Origin of the sequence: Mesorhizobium sp. WSM3868 (assembly GCF_002294785.1) — a bacterium.
Lineage (GTDB): Bacteria > Pseudomonadota > Alphaproteobacteria > Rhizobiales > Rhizobiaceae > Mesorhizobium.
In genome coordinates this window covers 45,612-69,878 of the sequence record NZ_NSGB01000012.1, presented here as the reverse complement: position 1 = coordinate 69,878, position 24,267 = coordinate 45,612, and the positions used below count along the sequence as shown (strand labels likewise).

Annotated in this window: 23 protein-coding genes; 12 read left to right on the top strand and 11 right to left on the bottom strand. The window is 64.6% G+C overall.

Annotation, left to right across the window (positions count from 1 at the left end; translation table 11 throughout):
- Position 1 precedes the first annotated feature (1 nt).
- The 7 genes from CK221_RS19485 to CK221_RS19455 all read right to left on the bottom strand — a co-directional run bounded on the left by CK221_RS19485 (position 2) and on the right by CK221_RS19455 (position 8,451).
- Complete coding sequence (locus CK221_RS19485; protein ID WP_095778891.1) at positions 2-1,759, bottom strand: type I secretion system permease/ATPase; 1,758 nt, start codon at positions 1,757-1,759, stop codon at positions 2-4.
- Between the two features lie 51 nt (positions 1,760-1,810).
- A complete protein-coding gene (locus CK221_RS19480; protein ID WP_095778890.1) occupies positions 1,811-3,322 on the bottom strand; it encodes a family 16 glycosylhydrolase in 1,512 nt (503 codons plus the stop codon).
- Between the two features lie 356 nt (positions 3,323-3,678).
- Positions 3,679-4,470 carry a pyrroline-5-carboxylate reductase dimerization domain-containing protein gene (locus CK221_RS19475; RefSeq protein ID WP_095778889.1) on the bottom strand — a complete coding sequence of 264 codons (792 nt, stop codon included), beginning with the start codon at positions 4,468-4,470 and terminating at the stop codon, positions 3,679-3,681.
- Between the two features lie 293 nt (positions 4,471-4,763).
- Positions 4,764-5,468 (bottom strand): SDR family oxidoreductase, encoded by a 705-nt coding sequence (locus CK221_RS19470; RefSeq protein WP_067322013.1) that lies wholly within the window; start codon positions 5,466-5,468, stop codon positions 4,764-4,766.
- A gap of 121 nt (positions 5,469-5,589) precedes the next feature.
- Positions 5,590-6,825, bottom strand: a complete 1,236-nt coding sequence (locus tag CK221_RS19465) for a patatin-like phospholipase family protein (RefSeq protein WP_095778888.1) — start codon at positions 6,823-6,825, stop codon at positions 5,590-5,592.
- Positions 6,826-6,994: 169 nt separating this feature from the next.
- Positions 6,995-7,438 (bottom strand): SRPBCC family protein, encoded by a 444-nt coding sequence (locus tag CK221_RS19460; RefSeq protein WP_066993153.1) that lies wholly within the window; start codon positions 7,436-7,438, stop codon positions 6,995-6,997.
- Between the two features lie 113 nt (positions 7,439-7,551).
- Positions 7,552-8,451 (bottom strand): SMP-30/gluconolactonase/LRE family protein, encoded by a 900-nt coding sequence (locus CK221_RS19455; protein ID WP_095778887.1) that lies wholly within the window; start codon positions 8,449-8,451, stop codon positions 7,552-7,554.
- 105 nt (positions 8,452-8,556) lie between these two features.
- Here CK221_RS19455 and CK221_RS19450 point away from each other — a divergent pair, with 105 nt between their 5' ends.
- The 7 genes from CK221_RS19450 (at position 8,557) to CK221_RS19420 (ending at position 15,004) form a co-directional block, all read left to right on the top strand.
- Positions 8,557-9,276, top strand: a complete 720-nt coding sequence (locus tag CK221_RS19450; protein ID WP_095778886.1) for a FadR/GntR family transcriptional regulator — start codon at positions 8,557-8,559, stop codon at positions 9,274-9,276.
- The gene (locus CK221_RS19445) at positions 9,276-10,478 is read left to right on the top strand and encodes a mandelate racemase/muconate lactonizing enzyme family protein (protein WP_095778885.1); all 1,203 of its coding nucleotides are present in this window, start codon (positions 9,276-9,278) and stop codon (positions 10,476-10,478) included. The genes CK221_RS19450 and CK221_RS19445 overlap by 1 nt, the downstream gene beginning before the upstream one ends.
- A gap of 39 nt (positions 10,479-10,517) precedes the next feature.
- Positions 10,518-11,495, top strand: coding sequence for a sugar ABC transporter substrate-binding protein (locus CK221_RS19440; RefSeq protein ID WP_066993164.1), 978 nt, complete (start codon positions 10,518-10,520; stop codon positions 11,493-11,495).
- Positions 11,496-11,654: 159 nt separating this feature from the next.
- The gene (locus tag CK221_RS19435; protein WP_095778884.1) at positions 11,655-12,632 is read left to right on the top strand and encodes an ABC transporter permease; all 978 of its coding nucleotides are present in this window, start codon (positions 11,655-11,657) and stop codon (positions 12,630-12,632) included.
- Positions 12,633-12,635: 3 nt separating this feature from the next.
- Positions 12,636-13,367: an ATP-binding cassette domain-containing protein gene (locus CK221_RS19430; RefSeq protein WP_095778883.1), complete on the top strand. Its 732-nt coding sequence runs from the start codon at positions 12,636-12,638 to the stop codon at positions 13,365-13,367.
- Positions 13,368-13,377: 10 nt separating this feature from the next.
- Positions 13,378-14,133: an SDR family oxidoreductase gene (locus tag CK221_RS19425; protein WP_095778882.1), complete on the top strand. Its 756-nt coding sequence runs from the start codon at positions 13,378-13,380 to the stop codon at positions 14,131-14,133.
- Positions 14,120-15,004 (top strand): aldose 1-epimerase, encoded by an 885-nt coding sequence (locus tag CK221_RS19420; protein ID WP_245299559.1) that lies wholly within the window; start codon positions 14,120-14,122, stop codon positions 15,002-15,004. The genes CK221_RS19425 and CK221_RS19420 overlap by 14 nt, the downstream gene beginning before the upstream one ends.
- Positions 15,005-15,280: 276 nt before the next feature.
- Here CK221_RS19420 and dinB read toward each other — a convergent pair whose 3' ends face one another.
- From dinB to CK221_RS30565, 3 genes are all read right to left on the bottom strand, one after another.
- Positions 15,281-16,543: a DNA polymerase IV gene (gene dinB / locus CK221_RS19415; protein ID WP_095778881.1), complete on the bottom strand. Its 1,263-nt coding sequence runs from the start codon at positions 16,541-16,543 to the stop codon at positions 15,281-15,283.
- A 359-nt stretch (positions 16,544-16,902) separates the two neighbouring features.
- Positions 16,903-17,283 (bottom strand): cupin domain-containing protein, encoded by a 381-nt coding sequence (locus CK221_RS19410; protein ID WP_067001020.1) that lies wholly within the window; start codon positions 17,281-17,283, stop codon positions 16,903-16,905.
- A 756-nt stretch (positions 17,284-18,039) separates the two neighbouring features.
- Entirely contained in the window at positions 18,040-18,324 is a 285-nt protein-coding gene (locus CK221_RS30565) for a hypothetical protein (protein ID WP_210200036.1), read from the bottom strand.
- Positions 18,325-18,807: 483 nt separating this feature from the next.
- On the opposite strand from CK221_RS30565, the gene CK221_RS19395 reads away from it, so the two are divergent.
- Entirely contained in the window at positions 18,808-19,044 is a 237-nt protein-coding gene (locus CK221_RS19395) for a hypothetical protein (RefSeq protein ID WP_067001071.1), read from the top strand.
- Positions 19,045-19,068: 24 nt separating this feature from the next.
- Here the strand turns inward: CK221_RS19395 and CK221_RS19390 are convergent, their stop codons facing one another.
- The gene (locus CK221_RS19390) at positions 19,069-20,286 is read right to left on the bottom strand and encodes a TadE/TadG family type IV pilus assembly protein (protein ID WP_095778879.1); all 1,218 of its coding nucleotides are present in this window, start codon (positions 20,284-20,286) and stop codon (positions 19,069-19,071) included.
- Positions 20,287-20,566: 280 nt separating this feature from the next.
- Here CK221_RS19390 and CK221_RS19385 point away from each other — a divergent pair, with 280 nt between their 5' ends.
- From CK221_RS19385 to CK221_RS30340, 4 genes are all read left to right on the top strand, one after another.
- A complete protein-coding gene (locus CK221_RS19385) occupies positions 20,567-21,817 on the top strand; it encodes a pilus assembly protein TadG-related protein (RefSeq protein ID WP_095778878.1) in 1,251 nt (416 codons plus the stop codon).
- 4 nt (positions 21,818-21,821) lie between these two features.
- Positions 21,822-22,262, top strand: coding sequence for a TadE/TadG family type IV pilus assembly protein (locus CK221_RS19380; RefSeq protein ID WP_095778877.1), 441 nt, complete (start codon positions 21,822-21,824; stop codon positions 22,260-22,262).
- Positions 22,252-22,662: a TadE/TadG family type IV pilus assembly protein gene (locus tag CK221_RS19375; protein ID WP_245430685.1), complete on the top strand. Its 411-nt coding sequence runs from the start codon at positions 22,252-22,254 to the stop codon at positions 22,660-22,662. The genes CK221_RS19380 and CK221_RS19375 overlap by 11 nt, the downstream gene beginning before the upstream one ends.
- Positions 22,663-23,198: 536 nt before the next feature.
- Entirely contained in the window at positions 23,199-24,023 is an 825-nt protein-coding gene (locus tag CK221_RS30340) for a hypothetical protein (RefSeq protein WP_095778980.1), read from the top strand.
- Positions 24,024-24,267 lie beyond the last annotated feature (244 nt).

The window sequence follows — 24,267 nt, the reverse complement described above, 5'->3', positions numbered from 1 at the left end:
TCTAGGATCCGAAGCGGATGCCGTGCGTGCGGATCGTCGGCGCGAATGATCCGGTCACCACCGTGCCCTGCTGGGCGGCCGGGGCGTTGCCGGCGCCTCTATCGACCGTGGACCGCCGCAGCACCTCGACGCTCGGGCCGAAGGCCTCGATCACACCACCGCGCAGAACCATCACGCGGTCGCAGGCGGTGGCGATGGACGGGCGATGCGTGATCACGAGGATCGTGATGCCCGCCGCCCGCGCGGCGGCCAGCAGCGCTTCGAGCGCCGCCTCGCCGCTGCCGTCGAGATGGGAACTGGGCTCGTCGAGCACGAGAATCCGCGGGTTGCCGTAGAAGGCGCGCGCCAACCCGATCCTCTGCCGCTCGCCGCCCGAGAGCGTCCTGTCGGAAGGGCCGATCATCGTCTGGTAGCCGTCGCGCTGCGCCAGGATCAACTCATGCGCCTGGGCGCGCCTGGCGGCCTCGACGATCGCGGCGTCCTCGGCCTGCGCGTCGAAGCGGGCGACATTGTCGCCGATCGTGCCGGGAAAGAGCTCCACCTCCTGCGCCAGGTAGCCGATCTGTCGCCCCAGCTGTTTTTCGTCCCAGGTCCTGAGGTCGGCGCCGTCGATCCTCACTGCGCCCCCGGTCGGCTGCGCGGCACCGACAAGCAGCCGCGCCAGCGTCGATTTGCCGGCGCCGCTCGGCCCGACGATCGCCACCGCTTCGCCGGCGCCGATCTGGAAATTCAGCCGCTTGAGGATAGGTTCGGTGCCGGGCTGCGCGTTCGGTGCCATGAAGAAAACGTCCTGCACCGAAATCGCGCCTAAGGGATCGGGGAGCGCCAGTTTCCGCTTCTCGGCCGGGTGCGCAGCAAGCGCCGTCTCCAGCCGCTTCCAGGCCCGCTTTGCCTCGACGATCTGCCGCCAGGCGCCGATCAGCTGGTCGAGCGGCTGCAGCGCGCGCGACGACACCAGCGAGGAGGCGAAGATCATGCCCGCCGTCATCTGCCCCTCGAGCACCAGCCAGGCGCCGGCGCCGAGGATGGCCAGCTGCAGCATCATGCGCAGCGCCCGCGAGGCGCCGCTGAAGATCGCATTGGCGCTCGAGGAACGGTCGTAAAGCGTGAGCGCTGCCCCGACATGCCGCCCCCAGACCCGAGCGGCGTTCTCGACCATGCCCATGGCGCGCAGCGTTTCGGCATTGCGGGCAAAGACCTGTTCCGCATGGCTCGCCAACGCCGAGCGTTCCGCGGACATGGCATCGTTCCGGCCGATGGCGAGCTGGTTCGCGACGACAAGGACGAGCAGAAGCACCGCGCCGGCGACTGTCACCCAGAACAGCACCGGATGGATCAGATAGAGCAAAGCGAGGAAGACGGGCGCAAAGGGCAGGTCGAACAGCACCGCCACGCCGCGCGACCGGACGAAGGCGCAGACCGAGGCCAGATCACGCAGCGGCGACAGGCCGCCGGCATATTTGGGCGCCAGCGAGAGGGCGAATGTCCTTGCCCCGAGCTTCCTGTCGACGGCGGCCGCGACGCGCTGCGTGTAGACGGCGCGGATCGCGTCCAGCAGTCCGAGGAAAGCGAGCGCAAGAACCGCAATCGCCGACAGATAGACCAGCGTCTCGACGCTGGAGGAGGGCAGCACGCGGTCATAGACCTGCAGCAAATAAAGCGGGATCACCAGAAGCAGGACATTGATCAGCAGCGAGAAGAGTCCCACATCGCCGACGGCGCGCAGGAACACCGCCCGCAGGCTCGACGGTGCAGTCATATCGGCCGCCGCTGCATGATCCCGGGACATCGAACCGATCGCCTGAAAACCCTAAGCGTGGCCCCCAAACTCGGAACCGTGATGCAGCGTGCTGCTGCCGAAGCTGTGCGTGGCAGTGCTGTGCGTTGCAGTGGCGGTGCTGGTGGTGCTGCTGGTGGCGACCAGGGGGTTAGCCTCCACAGCGTCCAGCGTATAGGCGCGGATGTAGTCGATCTTCATCTCAGCCGGTGTGGCAAGATGATCCGGCGGCGCGCCGGCCTGGCCGCCGATCGCAAGATTGACCAGCATGTACATGGGCTTGTCCATGTCCGAGGGCGTCGCCGCTTCCGCGACCTGCACGCCGTCATAGGTCCAGACAAGCTTGTCCGGCGTCCACAGCAGGCCATAGGTGTGGAAACCGGCAGTATCCATCACATTCACCGTGGACCCGACCATGGTGTGCGTCCCCGTTTCCATCGTATGCGCGGTCATCAGAAGCGAGTTCGGGGTCTGGCCGTATCTTTCGACGACGTCCAGCTCAGGCGGCCACGAGCCATCTTCCGGCAGCAGCCAGAAGGCCGGCCAGGCGCCGGCGTTCTCCGGCAGGTCGGCGCGCATTTCGAAATAGCCGTATGTCTGCGAGAAGCTGTCGTGCGTGGTCAGGATGCCGGACGTGTATTCGTAATTGTTGATCAGCGGCTTGATGTCCGCCGGCGCTTGCGCCGCGGTGATGGTGAGCACGCCGTTGTTCACGCTGAACGGGTGGACCGAGCTCGTCGGCGCGTAATTGGCGTCGATATACCATTGCAGCTCGTTGTTGGTGGCGAGCGTGCTGCCGTTCGGCGCGCCCCACCAGAAGTTGGTATCCCACGTGCCGCCTTGGCTGTTGTGCAGGTTCAGCGCGTTGAAGTCGTCGCTGAAAGACAGCGTCATGTCGGACTTGTCGATCGGCAGCTGGAATTGGCTAGGCTGCAGCTTGTCGATGGTCGTGTCCTTGAACATGAGGATCTCGCCGGATCCGAGGTTCAAGATGACGTTCGGTCCCGCTTGGATCATGTTCGAGTGGATGGCGTCGAAGGAAGTGAACCCATAGCCATCGAGACGGACGCTGTCAGTCGCGGCAAAATTGGCGATCAGGTCGCTTCCGTTGCCTTTCGCGATGATGAAAGTGTCGAAACCGCCGCCACCATCGATCAGCACATCATTGCCCTTGCCGCCGTCCAGCGTCTGGTGGCCGGCCTTGGCGGTGATGATGTTGTCCAGGTCGTTTCCGAAAGCGTAGTTCTTGGCATTGGTGACGATCAGGTTCTCGACATTGTCGGGAAGCGTGTAGCTCATCCATGTGCTGATGGTGTCGATGCCTGCCCCATAGCCCTCGGCCACCTTGTTGCCCGCGGCATAGAGATAATAGATGTCATCGCCGTAGCCGCCGTGCATGGTGACATTGACGCCGGAAGCTCCATAGAAAGTGTCGTTTCCGGAGGTGCCCCACAAGTCCGGTCCGGACCCCGCCGCCGAGTACCAATGGTTGGACGAGCCGCTATAGGGGAGAGGAACGCCTACGGCATTGACGAAGCTGCTCATCGGACAACCCTCCTCGCAATACACGGCTTGCTTGAATCGGCGATGCGAACTCAACCGATCGCTAGCGGGTCAACTTGTAGTTCCGGGTATCGTTCCAAGGAATTGTGTAATAGTACAGAGAAAATTTGCCGTTCAGCGATCAATTATTCGCAAGAAAAGAGAGTGAGAATGCCCTAATACAATTTGCACGCGAGGGCTCACTCAGTTTTACACAATATTACTAATTTCTTTTATCAAAAATTAAGCATCGCGGCGCGAGGAGTTCGCGTAGGCGGCACGACTCACCTGAGCGGCGGGGCCCGATCCGGCGGATGCTCGCCTGATGCATTCCGCGCTCAAAGGGCGGCGTCGTCGGCTCACGCCTTGCCCATCGCGATCGACTTCAGGAACGCGGCCGCCAGTCCCTTGGCAACGGCCTGGTCGAAGCCTGCTTCGCGCATCGTCTCGATCGCGGCCGCTGTCGTGCCGCGATAGCCGAGAAAGGCCTCGACCGTATCGGCCGGTGAAGCGTCGTTGAGCTCCAGCAGCCGGCCGGTTCCGGTGAGCACGGTGTTGACCGCGCGGCGCGCGACCTCCGGCTTGAGGCCGAAGGCCACGGCGTCGCGCATCATCGCCTCGGCGAGCAGGGCAGGGAAGGCGGGGCCAGAGCCCGTCAGCCCGGTGAGATAGTCGATGTCGCGCTCGCTGCCGACCTCATCCTCAACGCCGCAGGCTCCGAAGATCGCGCGCACGGTCGCGCGGTCCAATTTGGTGGCGTCGCCGCTCGCGATCCACGGCGTGTAGGATTTGCCGACCTCGGCAGCCGCGTTGGGCAGCGTGCGCACCACGCGGCCGGTGCCGTGCTTCTCGCCGATCTCGGCAATCCGGATGCCCGCCATAACCGAAATCACCAGCTTGCCCTTGGCATCCAGCTCGAGCGACGGCCAGTCCTGCGGCCGCACGGAAAGCATGATGACGTCCGAGCGGTCGGCGAGCGCCTGGTTGTCGTCGCTCCAAAAGACGCCTGGAAAGCGATCCGGCTTCGTGCTCCGATATGAGAGGGCGAGGTTCTCCGCCCGCACCACGCCGGTCGAAAGCGCGGCACCCGCGATCGCGCCGCCCAGCCAGCCGGCGCCGCCGACAATGCCCAGCCTGAGTGAAGCGCTCATTCGTGTCTCCCTTGCAGTCTTAAGGGTGCGGGAGGCGGCGGCCATTGTCCAGCGGTCAGCCGCAGCCGCGTCAGTCCGCTATCGACCGGGCTGGAAAAACCAGCCTGCCGCAAGGCCCGAGCGCCGACAGCGCCATCGCAACGGTCGAGAGCCAACCGGACAGGGCTGCGTTCCCGAGCATGGACCGGTAGAGCAGTGGATACGAAACCTTTGCGCCGGCTCCCTCCTGCCATCGGAGGGCGTTCGCCGGCCACGCATTGCCGGCGAAACGACCCGCCTGCCGAAAACGAGCCTCAGTACCCCCGCATCAATCCACCATCGACGCGGATGTTCTCGCCGGTGATATAGGCCGCGCCGTCGGAAGCGAGGAAGGAGATCGTTGCCGCCACTTCCTCGGATGTGCCGTAGCGCTTCATCGGCACGCTCTGGCGGCGTTCCTCTACGCCGGGCAGGCTGTCGATCCAGCCCGGCAGCACGTTGTTGATGCGGATGTTATCGGCCGCATAGGTGTCGGCAAAGATCTTGGTGAAGGCGGCGAGCCCGGCGCGCGCCACCGCCGAGGTCGGGAAGGCGACGCTCGGCTCGAACGCCCAGGCGGTCGAGATGTTGATGATGACGCCCGCCTTCTGCTTCTGCATCACCGGCGTCACCAGGCGGGTCGGGCGCACGACGTTAAGGAAATAGGTGTCGATGCCCTTGTGCCAGTCCTCGTCGCTGATCTCGATGATCTGCGCGCGCGGCCCGTGGCCGGCGCTGTTGACCAGCACGTCGATGCGGCCCCAGCGTTCCAGCGCGCCGTCGGTCAGCCGCTTCAGATCCTCGTTCGACTGGTTGGAGCCGGTGACGCCGAAACCGCCGAGTTCGTTGCCCAGCGCCTCGCCCTTACCGGAGGAGGAGAGCACGCCGACCTTGAAGCCGTCGGCGGCCAGCCGCTTCGCCGCCGCCGCGCCCATGCCGCTGCCCCCCGCCGTCACCAGAGCTACTTTTTCTCCTGCCATGTCGCTGTCCATCCTTGTTGAAAGCGCCTCTGTTAGCACGCGGCGGTGCAGGGCACGAACCGGTTTGGACTGCGCCACGATGGCGATTGGCGAAAGCGGACGCGGAGTCCGAACGCCATGCTCACACGTTGAAACCGCTCATCAGCGCCTTTGACACCACCGCACAGCGTCCGGGCTTTACGTCGCCCGCCTTCAGTGGCACGCCCTTTCCAGCCGGCACCGCCGGCCGGTACCAGCTCCGCAGCGCCTGGTCGCTGGCGCAATAGCCCCAGTTGACGAGATCGATCGTCTCCTCGCTTCCCAGGAAATGAAGCGACGTGCCGATATCGGCAGGCGCGATTGCCGCGCTTTGCACGAAGCTCGGCTCGGCGGCGTCAGGCTTGCTGGCGATCGACCAGTAGACGCCGCGGGTGGCGGCATAATCGGGCCGGGTCGCGTCATTGGGCAGGCCCTGGTCGTCGGCATCCTTCGCCGCCTGGAAGCGGGCGATGAGGTCGCGCCGCCTGAGCGAGCGCACCTGGTTGTCGGTGGTGTCGAGCACGCGCTTCAACTGCGAGAACCAGTTCCAGTAACCGGAGCTCGACGCCCGCCAGGGCGCGCCGGCGTCGCTGACCAACAGCCAGCGGCAGCGCTTCAGCGCCGGCTCGATGCCGTGATTGTCGTAGACGCCGCCATCGGTGAGCACGGCGCGGCCGGCCGGGACCGGCGGGCCGACGCTCGCGTCGAGCTTGTCGTTCTCCCACGCGAATTGCGTGAGGTCGAGCCTGAGCGGCGACAGAAACGGCGGGAAGGCGGACGACGCCGCGACCGCGGTCGCGACCGGCAAGTCCGCATGCTTGGCCATGCCGATCCGGTAATCGGCAATGTAGCGGTTGGACATGCGAAACAGCGAGCCGGTGCTGAGATTGCTCGAGCAGAACACGAACCACGGACGCCGGGTCAGGCTCTTCAGCGTCGGCACCTTGCCGTCGAACAGATGGCGCTCGTAGCAGGCGGCGACTTCGCGCGCCGCGCTCGAAAACGGGTTGAGCACGCCCTTGAGGATCGACGGCGCGTCAAGGAAGACCTGCGAGAAAGCGAGGATTTTTTCGACGTAAAGCTCGCGGAAATTCGTGGCAACGCCGTTGGCAAAGCTGAGGCGCGGGCAGAGAACCGCAAGCAGCCCGGCGGCGATCGAGCGGCCCGAGACCGAACTGACCATGTCGATTTTCTGAAGCAGGCCGGCCTCGTTCAGCCGGCAGAGCACGCCGGCATGGAACAGCATGGCGCGATAGCCGCCGCCCGACAGGCAAAGGCCGAGCTCGTAATGCTCGACCTTGTCGTCAGCCGGTGACGATCCGGCTGGAATCGGCTCCATCGTGCCCCCCTTCTGCCTGTCTGTTCGGCATTCGAGCTCGGCTTTGCTCAATCCAGCCCAGCGCAGCCATTCTGGCAAGCGGGGGAAACGCGTAACGTCGCGGATTGGAAATCGGGCCGCGTGCCGGCCGCTCCGTCGCGGCCGGCTGCATAGACCCTGCGATCGATCTTTACTGATTGATCTCGGGCTCGACGAGCCTTGCCAGGTTCTTGAGCGACTCCTGCCAGCCGAGATAGCAGGCCTCGGCGGGGATGGCGTCCGGAATGCCGGCCTGGGTGATCTCCATCTCCGTGCCGACCGAGACTTTCTTCAACTTCACCGTCACCTGCATCTCGCCGGGCAGGTTGGGATCGTCGAACTTGTCGGTGTAGCGCACGAGCTCACCCGGCACGAGCTCGACATAGTCGCCGCCGAAGGCATGGCTTTCGCCCGTGGTGAAGTTGCGGAACGACATTTTGAAGTTGCCACCGGCCTTTGCATCCAAGTGATGCACCGTGCAGGTGAAGCCGTTCGGCGGCAGCCATTTCGCCAGCGCGTCCGCCTCGATGAAAGCGCGATAGACTTTTTCAGGTTTGGTGGAAAGCACGCGGTGCAGGCGGACAGTGCTGGGCATTTCGTTTCTCCTGTTGATTGCCGGTCTATGCTCCTATGACGAACGGTGATTGGCCAGTCCGACATCGATGGTGAAGTTTTTTGATCGCTGCTGCCGATCTCTCGATGGGGAGATTATCCGAACCGGTTGCCTTGCACGCCGCGCACGCCGGGCCTGAGCGCGAACAGGCCGCCTTCGAAGGGGTTGGCGTCGAGATGCTCGGCGCTCATGGTGAAGCGCGCCGAGGTGACGAACAGCGTGTCAAGGCCGGGGCCGCCGAAGGCGCAGCTCGTCGGCCAACTGCAGGGCAATTCGGCGATCCGGTCCAACCTGCCGTCGGGCGCGATGCGAGCGAGGCAGCTTCCGCCAACCACCCGGCAGTTCCAGATATAGCCCTCTGCGTCAAGGCAGGAGCCGTCCGGCAGGCCGCGCTCGAAGCCGGTGAAGAAGGGGAGCGCCCGGCCGAGCCGTCCCGCCTCCTTGTCCCAGTCATAGCTGTAGAGCGCGTTCTTCGTCGTGTCGGCGGTGACGAAGCGTCCGTCGGGCAGCCACACCATCGTGTTGGTGATGCCGAACCGGTCTTCGCTGAGCGGCGTCGCTTTGCCGTCCGGGCCGACCCGGTAGAGCCGACCTTCATCGCTGGCGATGCGGACCGGCGCGTCGTCCGGGCCGATGTTGTTGGCCATCGTTCCGATCCAGAACGAACCGTCCGGCGCCACCACGCCCTCGTTGAGCCGCGTTCCGGGCCTGTCGGCCTCGATCGTCGCGAGCGCCCGGAACGGCCCATCGAAGTCCCATAGCGCGATCTCCTTGCGCAACCCGACGATCGCGCCGCCGTCGTTGCGCAGGCCGACCGAGGTCACGAGATCGGGCGTCTGCCAGCTTTCATGCGCGCCGCTCAGCGGATCCAGCCGATGGATCCTGCGGCCGATGATGTCGACCCAAACCAGCCTTTCGCGGCGCTCGTCCCACACCAGGCTTTCGCCGACCACGTCGCGCGCATCGAAGATCAGGCCGGCTTGCGTCTCGTGCATGGGGCGCCTCGGGGCAGGGTGTCAGAAAATCAGCTTGACATATATCTTTAAGCCGAAATATGAGCAATTCAACATCAACCTGTCATACAGGTGTTGAGGAAACGCATGCAAGAGCAGACGGACCCGCCGGATGAACCGAGTCCTGGCCTGGTCAGCACGGCGATTCAGGCGATTACCCAGCACATCCGCTCGGAAGGCCTGGCGCCCGGCGATCCGCTGCCCAGCGAGGCCGCCATGACGCGCCAGCTCAACGTTTCCCGCACGGTCGTGCGCGAGGCCTTCCGCTCGCTGTCGGCGATGCGGCTGATCGACATGAGCGCCGGGCGCCGCGCCACCGTCGCCAAGCTCGACACCGGCGCCATGTCGATGGTGATCGAGCATGGCATCACCACCCAGCAGATCAGCGTGCAGCAGGTCTATGACGTCAGGCGCACCATCGAGATGCGCACGGTGGCGCTGGCCGCGCTGCGCCGCACCAACGCGGAAGCCGCGGCGATCGCCCAGTCGGCCCGGCTGATGCGCGAGAGTTGCAAGAGCCCCGAGACCGTCATGGAGCATGACATCGCCTTCCACGAGGCGATCGCGGCGGCCTCGCACAATCCGGTCTTTTCGCTGATCGTCACCGCCTTCAGCGGCGTGACGCGGCGCACCTGGGTCATTGGCTGGCGAACCCGTTCCTCCGACGAGGACCAGCTCAAGATGATCAAGGGCCATGAGGACATCGCCGACGCCATCCTCAAGGGCGATCCGCGGCTTGCGGCCGAGCATATGGCCGAGCATTTCGACAAGAGCGTCAAGGCGCTCATCGACGCGGGGATAGCCTGATGAAGATCCGCGCCATCGAGACCGTGCGCATCGAGGAACGGCCCAACCTGCTCTGGGTCGAGGTTCATACCGACGAGGGCATCACCGGACTCGGCGAGACGTTCTATCTATCGCGCACCGTCGAGGAATATCTGCACGAATATGTGGCGCCCAGGGTGATCGGCCGCGATCCGCTGGAGATCGATCTCTTGGCCGCCGATCTCGTCGGCTATCTCGGCTTCCGCTCCAGCGGCGCCGAGGTGCGCGGCAACTCCGCCTTCGACATCGCGCTGTGGGACATTTTCGGCAAGGCCACCGGCCAGCCGGTCGCGCAGCTGCTCGGCGGTTTCAGCCGTCGCTCGATCCGCACTTACAACACCTGCGCCGGCACCGAGTACATCAAGGACGCCAAGGGCCAGACGACGGCCAATTACGGCATCGGCGCCGGGCGCGATTACGACGATCTCAACGCCTTCCTCACCCGCGCCGGCGAGCTGGCCGAGGAATTGCTCGCCGACGGCATCACCGCCATGAAGATCTGGCCGTTCGATCACGCGGCGGAGAAGACGCGCGGCAACGACATATCGGCGGCCGACTTGAAGGCGGCGCTCGAGCCTTTTGAAAAGATTCGCAAAGCCGTCGGCGACAAGATCGACATCATGGTCGAGTTCCATTCGATGTGGCAGCTCCTGCCGGCGATGAGGATCGCCGAGGCGCTCAGGCCCTACGCCACCTATTGGCACGAGGACCCGATCCGCATGGACAGTCTCGGCGACCTGAAGCGCTACGCCGCCGCCAGTCCGGCGCCGATCTCGGCCTCGGAGACGCTGGGCAGCCGCTGGGCTTTCCGCGACCTTCTGGAGACCGGAGCGGCCGGGATCGTCATGCTCGACATCTCCTGGTGCGGCGGCCTGTCGGAGGCCCGCAAGATCGCTTCGATGGCCGAGGCTTGGCGGCTGCCGGTGGCGCCGCACGACTGCACCGGTCCGGTCGTGCTCGCAGCGTCCACCCATTTGTCGCTCAACGCGCCCAACGCGCTCGTCCAGGAAAGCGTGCGCGCCTTCTACCGCACCTGGTACCGCGACTTGGTGACGGCGCTGCCCGAGGTGAAAGACGGCATGATCACCGTGCCGCCGGGGCCTGGGCTTGGGCTGGCGCTCAGTCCCGATCTTGGCAAGGCCTACACCGTCCACCGCCGGGTCAGCAACCAGACGGACATTTAGCCCAAGGCGCACATCTAAGATCCATAGGGAGGAACAAACATGAGAAAACTGACAGCAATGCTTCTGCTCGGCGCCGCCCTTATCGGCGGGCAATCGGCCGCCAAAGCCGACGGGCTCAACATCGTCTTCACCCATCATTCGTCGGCCTCGAACACATTCTGGCAGGCGGTGAAGAAAGGTTTCGATGATGGCTGCGCCAAGGTCGAGGCCAACTGCAACATGGTCTTCACCCAGACCGAGGGATCGATCGAGCAGCAGGTCGCGAACATGCGCGCGGCCCTTGCCGCCAAGCCCGACGCGCTGCTCACCTCCATCGTCGACGACCATGCCTTCGACGATGTCATCAAGGAGGCCCGCGACGCCGGCGTGGTGGTGATCGCCGTCAATGTCGACGACACCGAAGGCGCCAAGGGCAATGCGCGCCAGGCCTTCATCGGCCAGGGCTTCAAGCCAGCCGGCTACTCGCTCGCCAAGGCGATTTCCGAGAACTTTCCGAAGGATGGTCCGATCAAGGTGCTGGTCGGCATCTCGGCGCCGGGCCAGAACTGGTCGGAAACCCGCGGCGCCGGCGTCATGCAGTTCCTCGAGGAGTACAAGGCCGCTCATAAGGACCGCGACGTTTCGTGGGAGCGCATCGACAGCGGCACCGACCTCGCCATCACCTCCGACCGCGTCGGCGCCTATCTCAACGCGCATCCCGACACCACGGCCTATTTCGACACCGGCTTCTGGTGCGCCGGCGTGGCGCGCGTGCTGGCCGATCGCGGGGTCGCGCCCGGCAAGGTCCTGCTCGGCGGCTTCGATCTCGTGCCGGAAGTGCTGCAGCAGATGCAGAAGGGCTATGTCCAGGCGCTGGTCGACCAGCAGCCCTACATGCAGGGCTTCATGCCGGTGATGGAAGTCTATCTCAACAAGAAGCTCGGTCTTGCGCCTTCCGACATCGACACGGGGCAGGGCATCGTGCGCCAGAAGGACGCCGATGCGATCATGGCGCTGTCCGCGCAGGGCATGCGCTGAGGTCGCATGCCTTTGAGATTGGTCGAGACGCCCGTCACCGAAATGCTGGCGGGACATCACCCCCCCTCTGTCCTGCCGGACCGTCCGGCAGGACAGAGGGGGGTGTGAAGGAACGCGGCGCCACAGTACCTTTCACAATCACCGCACCGGAGCCTTTCATTGAAGCGCCTGTTCAAGACCTATCTCGAGAAGCCGGAACTGGCCGGACTGATCCTCCTGGTGCTGCTCATTGTCCTGTTCCAGGTCCGCTCGCACGGCGTGTTCCTGAACCAGGACAATCTGCGCGGCATCCTCGGCATCCTGCCGGAGGCCGGCCTCGTCGCCATCGGCGTTACCATCCTGATGATCAGCGGCGAGTTCGACCTGTCGGTCGGCTCAGTCTTCGCGCTGATGCCGATGACGATGGCGGTGCTGATGGTGCAGGGCTGGCCGTTCCCGCTGGCGCTGCTCGCCGGGCTGCTCGCCTCGGCGGCCATCGGCTTCATCAACGGTTACGTCACCATCCGCTTCGCCATCCCGAGCTTCATCACCACGCTCGGCATGCTGTTCATGGCGCGATCGCTCACCGTTGTCGTTTCCGGCGGCTTTCCGCCGCTGTTGCCCGCCGACCTGCCGACTTGGCTGTTCACCTCCTTCGTCGGGCCGGGCAACATGTTCCGCATGTCGTTTCTGTGGTTCGTGGCGGTCGCGGCGCTGACCTCGCTGATGCTGTCGCGCACCAATTTCGGCAACTGGATCAAGGCTACCGGCGGCTTCCTGCCGGCCGCCGCCGCGATGGGCATCCCGACCGCCAGGGTCAAGATCGTCTGCTTCATGCTGTGCTCGGTGCTCTCGGGCTTCGCCGGCATGCTGCAGGTGCTGCGGTTGGGGTCGCCGCTGCCTTCGATCGGCGAGGGGATGGAGCTGCAGGCGGTGGCATCCGCCGTCATCGGCGGCGCCTCGCTCGCCGGCGGCATCGGCACCGTCATGGGCGGCATCATCGGCACGACGCTCATCCGGGTCATCGACAACGGCCTTGTGCTCAGCCATGTCGACGCCAACTGGTTCAAATTCGCCATCGGCTTCCTGACCATCTTCGCCGTCGTCGCCAATGCCTGGATGCGCAAGCGCGCCAAGGCCATCAAGATGGAGGGCTGAGCCGTGAGCGATGCCATCATCTCGGTGCGCGATCTGCACAAATGGTATTCCGGCGTGCATGCCCTCAAAGGCGTCACGCTCGACTTCAAGCGCGGCGAGGCGCTCGGCCTGGTCGGCGACAACGGCGCCGGCAAGTCGACCTTGATCAACATCCTGTCCGGCGTCCATCGGGCCGACCAGGGCGAGATCAAGGTCGAGGGCAGGGACGTCAGCATCGCGACGCCGCGCGACGCGATGGATCTCGGCATTGAGACCATCTACCAGTACAATTCCATGGTCCCCACCATGTCGATCGCCCGTAACCTGTTCATCGGCCGTGAGCCGACCCGGTTCTCGGTCCTCGGCGTCGGCATCCTCGACCAGAAGAAGATGGCCGAGGAAAGCGTGCGCGCCATCGCCAATGTCGACCTGCATCTGCGCTCCCCCGATGCGCTCGTCGGCGAGCTTTCCGGAGGCCAGCGCCAGGGCGTCGCGATCGCGCGCGCCATGCACTTCAAGTCGAAGGTGATGATCCTCGACGAGCCGACCAATCACCTCTCGGTCAAGGAGACCAACAAGGTGATCGGCTTCGTGCGCGGCCTGAAGGAACAGGGAGTGACGGGCGTCTTCATCAGTCACAACATGCACCACGTCTTCGAGTGCTGCGACCGCATCGTCGCGATGGCGCGCGGCGAGATCGTGCTGGACAAGCGCATCGGCGACACCTCGATCGACGAAGTCCATTCTGTCCTGTGAGGGTTAGGCAATGAAGGCGCTCGCTGGTCGTAAAGTGTTGCTGACGGGCGGCCTCGGCTCGCTCGGCCGGGCCCAGGCGGTGACGCTGGCGCGGGCCGGCGCGCGCGTGCTGGTGCTCGACCGCCCCGACATCGGCGATGCCGAGCAGAAGGTGGCGGGACTTGCCGGGCAGGCCAGGGGCGATATCGCCTTCGTCGGCTGCGATCTCAACCGGCTGGCCGAGGCGGAAGCGGCTGTTGCCGCGCTGGCGGCGAAGGAAGGCGGGATCGATATCCTGATCAACAACGCGGCGCTGATCATCAACCGGCCGTTCGAGCAGTTCTCGCTGGCCGACTATGAGGATCAGATCCGCGTCAATTCCTCGGCCGCCTTTGCGCTGGCGCGGGCCTGCGCGCCGGGCATGAAGGCGCAGGGCTACGGCAAGATCGTCAACTTCTGCTCGATCACGCTCAACGGCCGCTGGGACGGCTACGTACCCTATGTCGCCTCGAAGGGCGCCATGCTCGGGCTCACGAAGTCGCTGGCGCGCGAGCTCGGGCCGCATGGCATCCGCGTCAACGCCGTGTCGCCGGGCGCGGTGGTCTCGGAGGCGGAGGCGCGCGTCTTCGGCGACCGGTTGAAGCAGTACAATGACTGGATCCTCGAGAACCAAAGCCTCAAGACGCGCATCGAGCCTGACAATGTCGCCGAGCTCGTGCTGTTCCTCGTCTCACCCGCCTCCGACATGATCAGCGGCCAGAACATCGCCATCGATGGCGGCTGGTGAGGATATGGCCGGCGCGGTCAAGCTGAACGACGGGCAGGCGAGGCTGGTGCTGGCGCCGGAGAAGGGCGCGGCGATCGCGCGCTATGACGCGCTGGTGATCGGCAGCGCGCCGGTTCCGCTGCTGAAGCCGGGCGATGGCACCGGCACGTCCGGCTGCCAACTCCTGGTGCCGTGGTCGAACCGCATCTCCGGCGGCGGCTTCACTTTCGACGGCCGCTTCCACGCCGTCGCGCCGAACATTCCGGGCGAAGCCTTTCCGATCCATGGCGACGGTTTCCAAAGACCGTGGCGGCTCGCCCGCCGCACCGTCACCGAGGCGGAGCTGGTGCTCGACGAGGGCGCGATCGGTCCTTACCGCTATGCGGCTACCGTGACCTATGCGCTGCAGGACGGCGCGTTGGAGGCGCAGCTGACGGTGGAGAACCGCGCCGGCATGCGCCTGCCTTACGGGCTCGGTTTCCATCCCTGGTTCCCGCGCGGCGACACAACGCTGCTCGGGGCCAAGGCGAGGCGCGTCTGGCTGGAGGACGAGCGCCATTTGCCGGTCGGCGTCGTGCCGCTGAGCGAGCGCCCGGCCTGGGATTTCTCGCGCTCCATCCCGCTGCCGTGGGACTGGGTCAACAACGCCTTCGACGGCTGGAATCGTCGCGCCTCGATCACGCAGCTCGAGGAGGGGATCAGGATCACGCTCACTGCCTCGCCGGAGCTTGGCGTCTATATCCTCTATTCGCCGTCATCCGACGCCGGCTTCTTCTGCTTCGAGCCGGTCTCGCACCCAGTCGATGCGCATCACGGCGAAGGGCTGACGGTGCTTGAAGATGGGCAAACGATGAGCGCGGCGATGCGGCTGGACTGGGCTGTGGCGGGTTGAGGGCAGCCGCCAGAGCGCGTGATCTCCCCCCTTGAGGGAAGATGGCGGCAGGCCAGGAGAGGGGCGCGAAGGATCGCGGCCGTTCGTCATCCTAGGGCGAAGCAAGGAGCGAGGCGACGCGCGCAGACCCTCGGATGACGAAGGGATAGGTCGCCGCCCCCCTCTGTCCTGCCGGCCCCACAAGGGGCCCACAAGGGCCCCACAAGGGGGAGATCGGAGGGCGCGTCGGCTTTCGCCAATCTCCAACGTCGCCAGAGGAGATGCAAAGCACCTCCCTCACAGCTTCTTCTCCGCCAGCTCCCTGAATTCATCCGGCACCGAGCGCGCCGCTTCAAGCGCGACGGTGCCGTAGCCGACGGCCTGCTTGCCGAAGCGCTGGCGGATCTTGTCTATGGCGCGGTCGGCGCCGAAGCGGGCGAGGCCTTTGCGGCTGCCGGGCTTCAGCTTCTCGTCCGCCAGGCCGAGCGGCAGTTCGAGCTGCAGCTCGGCATGCTCTTCCAGATGCGAGACCGAGATCGCCAGCAGCGAGATTTCCCGTTCGCCCGGGTGAGCGGCGAGCACGCCTCTGACCAGCTCTTCCGCGACGTCAGCGAGCATGGTCGTCGCCTGGATCGGCTGCTCCAGCGTCACCGCGCGCGTGACCGCGCGCATGTCGGCAAAGCGCACGCGCACCGTCACCGTGCGGCCGGGCCGGTCCTTAGCGCGCAGGCGGCTGGCGACGCGATCGGCGAGATGCAGGAGCGTCGGCACGAAGACGCGCGGCAGCGCCGGTTTGCGGCCCAGCGCCGACTGCGCGCCGGCGGAATGGGCGCGGCGATGCGTCTCCAGCCGGCGCGGGTCGCGGTTCCAGGCAAGGGCCGCGAGCTTCTGGCCGGCGGCATGGCCGATCAGCCGCTCCAGCGCGCCGCTATGCGTGCGCGCCAAATGCCCGATGGTCTCGACGCCGATCTCGGCGAGCCTGGCTTTGGTTGCTGGACCGACGCCCCACATCAGCGACACCGGCAAATCGTGCAGGAAGGAAAGCTCGGTGCCGGGCTCGACCATCACCAGGCCGTCGGGCTTGGCCACCTGCGAGGCGATCTTGGCGAGATGCTTCGTCCGTGCCACGCCGATCGAGATCGGCAGGCCGAGCTCGCTCTTCACGCGGCGGCGGATGGTTCGCGCAATTTCGTCCGGCGGTCCGAACAGATGCGTGCAGCCGGCGACATCGGCGAAAGCCTCGTCGATCGAGATGCGCTCGACCAGCGGCGTGAAATCGTCGAGCACCTTGATCGCGGCGTCGCCGAGACGCTGGTATTCGCCGAAGCGGCCGCCGACGAAGATGAGCTGCGGACAGAGCTCGCGCGCCCTGCGGCCGGGCATGCCGCCGCGCACGCCAAAAATCTTCGCCTCATAGGAGGCGGCAAGCACCACGCCGCCGCCGACTGCGATCGGCTTGCCGCGCAGCGACGGGTCGAGCAGTTGCTCGACCGAGGCGTAGAAGGCGTCGAGATCGGCATGCAGGATCGTAGCGGCCGAAGCGGCGTTCGTGGCGGCCATCGCGCTCCCGGCTCCATCCATCCGCTTTGCGGCATCGCAGCATTAGCAGCGACTGTTGTAAGCGGTAATGCATGTGAACATAAAGAGAACAAAAGGAGTTTCCTGTCAAGCCGGCCAGCTGGGGATGAGAACATCTGCAACCCATCACAACCAAGGGCTTTGACCGGTTGCGCCGGCGTGCTCCCCTTTGACGGGTTGACCGCGAGACCAGGGAGGGGCGCGAAGGATCGCGGCCCGAAACTGCGTCATGCTAGGACGAAGCCAGGAACGAAACGACGCGCGAAGAGGCCAGGATGACGAAGTGCGGCCGAGCCGGAGCACCGCCCCTCCGATCTTCAGGCGCACTTCTCCGACAGCCCTTAGACCGGCTTGGCGTATTGCTCGGCGCTCAGCACCTCGATGCATTGGAACGGCTCATTGCCTTCCACCCAGGCGTCATGCCCGGGCGGGATGGTATAGGACGTGCCGGCCTCGAAGGTCTTCTGCGTCCCGTCGTCCATGCGTATGGTGATCGTCCCGGACACGACATAGCCGACATGCGACACCTGGCAGCTGTCGGTCTTGACCACCGGCTTCACGCATTCGGACCATCTCCAGCCCGGCTCCATGTTGAGCCGCCCGAGCGTGTAGCCCGGCAGCCGCACCACTTCGACCCGGGTCTTGGCGGGCGAGCGAACCTCGTCGGGATTGTTATGCGACTTGGATTCGAGCTTGGTGACCTTCATTGCAGCTTCGGCCATGGCATCCTCCCATTTCCAAGGATTGCAAGCGGGGCCTGACGCGCGATCGTCGGCGACCGCCGCTGGATTGATACGCCTTTCGATGAATGATTGCTAATGTAATTGCCGGGCGCGGCGCGAAATCGATTTTGCCGCGCAGGCCCTATTGCAAGCACGCTCTGCCGGTGTTTTGCTGTTCCTTGCGCCTGGCACGACGGTGGTTGAGGGGCCACCCCGTTTCTCGCCCTTGGGGAGAATCCTGTGAACCCTCGGCAAGTGAATTTCGCCAATAGTGCCGCGGCAAAGCCAGGCCCCGTCCGCGATAGCCCATTTTCATTTCCGCTCGCGGGCGCGCGCTCACCGCGCCCATCGAAACCGCCATAGGCGAGGCCAAGCCGGGTGGAAGGCGATACTCGAAAAATCAGAAAAACTGGGAGGAATCGATGCTTCATCAGGTAGGAAAAACGGAAACCCGTCCGCCGGTCGGGGCAGTGCGCCGCACTCCGCCGGCGCTTCGCCAGTGCTGCGACAACTATATCTGTCCGACCTGCGACCAAGTCGTCGAACTGACGGATTTCCGCCAGGTCGTCTGGCATCAAAGGCCGGGCCATCGGCCGATGGAAATGGATGACTGAGCGGAACTGCCGGAGACAAAAAGGGCCCGAGAAAAAAGGACCCGAGAGAAAAAGGGCCCGCGCCTTCCAGAGGAATGCGCGGGCCGAAGCTGGAGTAGCCATTCGATAAACGCGCAACCGGCCTACCGGTTGCGCAGGCGGATCAGCCGCCGTTGGCCGGAGCCGGGGCCGGAGCCGGTGCGGCCGGCGCGGGTGCCGGCGTCGTCGACGGTGCCGCAGGGATCTCCACCTTGGGCGCCTCGACCTTCGGCGCATCGAGCTTCACGTTGACATCCGTCGATCCGCCACCGCCGGTGCGGCCACCGACATTGATGATGCCGGTAAAGAACAGCAGGGCCACGATCGCGATGATGGCAAGAACGATGGCCACTGCTGTGCCGGCGCCGCCCCCGCCACTGGTGTTTACAACTGTAGGTCTGTCGGCCATGGTTTCCTCTCCTCTGCCGATTGGGATGTCGTGGCAACGGCGCCAAAGCTGGAATGTTCCTGCTTTCGGGCCACGGTCCCTTGTCAGGCGGGACCTGAGGCCGCACCTTTGAGCGCAGAGGTCCGAATGGGCGATTTCTGGAAACAAGTAGGCCCACAACTCATTGTGGCACAACCGTCGAGTAACGTCCCTTCATCGGCGGTTTGAAAGTGGAGTTGCCCGCCATTTCCTGCGATGTGGCGGGCAACTCCCACAATCCCGCAGTCTGCCGAGATTCGCGAACCTGTTCGCCGCGCTTTTGCCGGTCGATCCAAAACGACCACAGGCGTGCGCGACGTGCCTTTAAGCCCTGCCTGCTGCTTCGCTCGATCTCGGCGCGGGCCGCCCAGGCTGTCGCCAAATCATGATGCACCACTCGAGCGGAACCCGGCCGCCAGTCACGCCGTTGTCTTCCGCGAAGGGATCCTGTGGGCGGAGGCCGCCATGGACAGCTTCGAACTGATCGACCTTCTCTGCGTCGTCGACGCCTGCGCCAGCGATGGCGCGGCTGGGCGCCTTGTTTCAATGTCGAGAGCCGTCGAGGAACTTCGCGTCTTGACCGGGGACTTCGTCTCGTCCGACGAAGCGGCGGCAAACGCCTTGAGCCAGGTGGCGCTGCAGCGTGGCTGCGCGGTTTTGTTCGACGAACAGCCGGGCGCCGATATCGTCGGCGAGTACTGATTTCCCCTCAAGGGAAGAGCCGCGCTATTTCGCCAGGGTGATCATCCTGCCGGCATACATCTCGCGATTGCCGAGCTCGGCCGCGCAGTCCGATTTCACCGCCGAGTTTCCGGTCATGCCTACGGTATTGCCGACCAGCCGCAGGCAATTGCCCTGCGCGTTCATGTCCGAATTCCCGGCATAGGAGATCGCCGCGTCGGGGGCATAGATGAAACCGCTGACCACCGAGCCGGATCCGCCGTTGATCGTCAGCGCCGCGGTGTTGCCCTTGGCCTGGAAGATTGTGATGCCTGCATAGGGGCCGCTGGTCGGCGGCGAGAGGTTCACCTGCTCATTGGCATTGATGTAGAGCTGCGAGCCTTCCATCAGGAAGATCGTCACGCCCTGGCCGGTGAGGCTGCCGTTGCCGCCGGGCTTTATGGTGACATTGCGCAGGATGTAGACGCCCGGATTAAGCGTGATCTTTCCTGACCAGGTCTTGTCGCAATAGGTGCCGGGCGAAAGCGTGACCGTCTTGCCGTTCGGCATCGATTGGCACATGCCGTAAGCGGGCGGGGTGACATTGGCCAACGGGTCGAACGATGCGTACTGGTTTTCGAGCGGTGCGTCACACGAGAGTGTTGCGTTGGGCGGCATTATCCCCGAGGTCGAGCCGACCGTCGAGACGCATGCGGCGCTAAGCAGGGCCGAGCCGCCGCGGTCGATGGCGTCGGCCGCGTCCGAGTTTGCGGCGATCACGCAGCCGTTCATCGCCACATTGGTCGAGCCCTGCAGGTTAACGGCGGAGCCGACATGCGGATCGAGCGCCAGAACGCACGCTTGCGCCCCCGGTTTGACCTCGACGGAGGCGGAGCGGGTCGCCTGCCAGGCCGGCGCGCCGCTGATGAAAGCCGCTCGGCTGATGCTCGACGACAGCGAGATGGTGTAGCCGCTCGGATCGCCGCTGGCCGCTGCCTGGAACGCCCCGACGCTGCCCGAATATTCGCCGGCGTCGGCGACGCTCAGATTTGCTGAGAAGAAGGTCAGGCCGAGCTGGCGCACATCGCCGGCCGACATGGTCGGTTGGTATTTCGTGCCCACCGCCAGTCCGGCTGCGTCCAGCGAGTTCTGCAGTTGCGCCGCGTCGTCGCTCGTGCCGGCCACATCGACGGCGCCGGCCACGACAAGCATCAGCGGCACCATGGCGATTGCGGTCGCCAGCGCGAAATTGCCGCGCGTCGAAGCCCAGAACCGTCTGATCATGGCAGCACCCCTCGCCGGAAACGGCAGAGAAACTACTCCAGCCGTCTCTACGACGGATTTCCGAAAAAGATAAAATGCAGCAAAAGCTAAAATCGCTGATTTATCCGCAGCTTCACCTTAGGTCTTATATGAAGTGGGACCTAAGTCTGAGTCGCGGCCGCGCAGGGCGGTAGATATGCATACAAGGGTCTGAAAATCGCAAGTCGAGGAAAAAAATTAGCCATTCGTTTATCGCGGGGTGTTGAACGTGGTGGCTGGGATAGCTTGGGCGCGCTCGGCCATGAACACATTCGGTCGGATTTTCAGACAGTTCGTCTCCCGCCGCCTGCGGCGCGGCGAGAGCGGCAATGTTGCGACGATCTTCGCGCTCACCCTGCCGATCGTCGTCGGCGGGGCAGGGCTCGGCGTCGAGACGTCCTACTGGTACTATTCGAGCCTGAAGCTGCAGGCGACGGCGGACGCCGCCGCCTATGCCGGCGCGCTGGAAAAGATCCAGGGATCGGACAATGCGACGATCACGGCGGCCGCGACCCAGTCGGCGACCGACAACGGCCTCGGCAATGGCACCATCACCGTCCACACGCCGCCCACCTCGGGGCCGAACACGGCCAAGAAGGCAGTCGAGGTCATCCTCAACCAGAACCTCGATCGGATGTTCACCTCGATCTTCACGCAGACCAAGGTGCCGGAGCAGGCGAGGGCGGTGGCGCTCATCACCGATGCTTCCAAGGCCTGCGTGCTGGCGCTCAATCAGTCGGCCTCGCAGGCGGCGCTTTTCTCCGGCAGCACCAGCGTCAAGCTGACCGGTTGCTCGGTCATGTCGAATTCGAGCGCCGCCGATGCCATCAAGGTGCAGGGGTCGGCAGGGCTTCAGGCCGACTGCCTGATCTCGGTCGGCGGCGTTTCGCTGAACAACCCGGTGACCACGACCTGCAAGTCGCCGTTAACCCAGGCCTTGCCCGCGTCCGATCCATTCTCCAGCCTGCCGGCGCCCGCGGTTACCACCCCGTGCAGAAATGTAAACGGCGGCAAGTCAGCGCAGACACTCGTGTCCGGCACCTACTGCAGCGGCATGAACCTCAACGGCAATGTCGCGCTTTCTTCCGGCACTTACGTCGTTCAGGGCAATCTGAAGATCAACGCAGGCGCGGTCATCACCTGCGCTGCGCCCTGCACCGGCGTAACCATCTATATGACGGGCAGCAACACTATCAGCATGAACGGCAACGCGACCGTAACGCTGAGCGCGCCGACCTCGGGCACCTATTCCGGCGTGCTGTTCTACGGCGACAGGACCGGCACCGCGGCGCAGAGCACCTTCAACGGCACGGCGACTTCTTCGCTGACCGGCGCGATCTATTTTCCCAAGCAGCAGGTCAACTATCTCGGCAATTTCTCGGGCGCGAACGGCTGCACCCAGGTTGTGGCCGACACCATCCAGTGGTCGGGCAATTCCACGATCAACCAGAACTGCTCGAGCCTTGGGCTGCAAGACATCCCCGCTGCCCCGTCCGTTGCGATTGTCGAGTAGCCGCGTGGCGACGGCAGCGATCCGCTTCCGCAAGAATCGCTCCGGCTCGGCCGCGGTGGAATTCGCGCTGGTGTTGCCGGTGCTGTGCGTCGCGCTGTTCGGAATCGCCGATGGCTGGTCCTATGTCACCAACTCGATGGCGATGCGGGCGGGTGTAAAGACGGCGGCGAATCTGCTGCTGGCCGGCGGGGGCGACGACACCGCCGTTCAGGCCGCCGCGCTTGCGAGTTGGGAGAAGAAACCCTCCGATGCGGCGATCACGGTGACACGCACCTACAAATGCGGAACGACCGTGGTCACGCAGTCGACCACCTGTGCGGGATCGAAAGTACCCTCCATCTATGTCCAGATCCAGGCGTCGGGCACCTGGGTCCCGCCGTTCACCTTCGGCGTCTTCCCGGGCAATAGCGCGCTCGGCCATCAGCAGGTGGTCCGTGTCCGCTAAGCAAAAAACCAGGCTGTTTGCCAGCGACGCATCTGGCGGCGCCGCGATCGAGTTCGCGCTGATCGTGCCTTTCCTGATCATGCTTCTGTTCGGCATCTTCGCCTTCGGCTGGTCGATGAACAACGAGTCCAGCGTGCGCTATGCGCTCGAGGCCTCGGCGCGCTCGCTGCAGCTCGACAGGACGATGACCCAGGCTCAGATCCAGACGATCGCGACGCAGAAACTACAGGCGCTCGGCTTGCAGAACGTGACAGTGACGATCACCACCGACCCGCCGAGCGGCGGCTTCAAGATGGCGCATGTCAGCGCCAGCTATGCCTTCGTCATCAACTTTCCCTATTTCAGCGATTTTCCGATCAATTACTCGACCACTGTCACCGTGCCGCTGATCAACAGCTGAAGCACGTCTCCCCAAAGTGAGACTTCGTTTCGGGTCAAAGCCAGGGCTCAGATTGACAAGCCGAGCGGCCGAAAGGTTGCGACACCCTTCAGGGCATCCCGGGAAGAATATATAAGTATATATGGGATCAGCCGCGAAGCGGGATAAGAACACCTCGTCAGCGCGCCCCAAGCGCTGGTGGCATCACGGCTTCCCGCGCGATTGCCCGAAACGATGCCGCGCACGTCCGAAAATCGCCTTCATAAACAGGCGTCTTGTGCTCCTCAACGGACGCTGGCCGCATAGCGTTAGGCCCATGGTCCGACGGGGGGTGGGCCTTCATTGTTCCAGAGGGCGGACCTGGCCTTAGCCCATTTATTTGTGCAATGATTTCAGTAAGTTAAAAGGTGTTCCGCAGGATTTGCGGAGCTGCTTCTCGGGATACTCTCTTGCCGCCACCGAATTTGTTTAAAAGTTACTCCAAGCCGTTAGGGAAATCTCATATGACGCGATCTAGCGGTTGGGCATTGGTGGCGATTCACCTGCGGAGAAACATGATGACAATCCGGAAAACACTTTTGGCTTCGCTCGCCATTCTGGCGCTCGCGGCGGCTCCCGCACTTGCCGGAGCCGGCGGCAATGGCGGGGGCCACGGCAATGGCGGCAGCCATGGCGGCGGCAATGGCAATGGCAATGGCGGGGGCAATGGCAACGGCGGTGGCAACGGCAAGGGCGGCGGCAAGGGCCAAAGCAGCAACAGCGGCGCCTCGCATGGCAAGTCGGCGTCGGCAAAGGCCGCCAAGTCGCAGGTCGACGATGCAACCGATGACGACACGACGGACGATACCACTAAGGCTGCGACGCCGAAGGAAAAGAACATCCATGCCAAGCTCGGCCGGCTGAACTCGCTCCAGCGCAACATAAATGCCTACATGAATTCCAAGAGCAAGAAGTTCGCGGGCATTCAGGCTTATGTGACCCAGGCCGCCGTAGCCCAGAACGCGCAGGCCAAGCTTGACGCGGCAAACGCGAAGCTGGCCGCCGACCAGGCCCAGCTCGGCACGCTCACCCAACAGCTCGCCGACCTCAATGCAACCGACACGACCAACATGACGGCCGAGGAAAAGGCGGCTTTCGATGCGCAGGTTGCCGACGTTCAGGCGCAGATCGACGCCCAGAACGCCGCGATCGCCACTGACACCCAGGCGGTGGCGGATGCCCAGGCCGCGGTGACCGCTAACCCCGCGCCCGATGACGCCACGCTCGACGCCGCCCTGCAGGACATGGCCAACAAGCCGGTCGATCAGGAGGTGACGGACTGGGCCAAGGACGTGCTGGCCGACAAGATCGACCAGGCGGCTACGGCGACGTCCACGCCATAAGGCACAAGCGGCGAACCTGCCGGAGTGGAATTGCATGCCGCCGGGGCGACCCGGCGGCATTTTTGTTTGGCTTGACGGCAATGCATTCGCACGCGGCAACAGACCAGGTGAGGCCAGGGGGAGTTCTGGTTGCGGCGAGCAGAAACCCCACGCCGAGGCACAGGCGGAGTTCAAAAAAAGGCTCGCCTTTGAGGCGAGCCCAAATAGCAAAAGCCGAGGTGGTCAGACGGCTTCTACCCGCGCC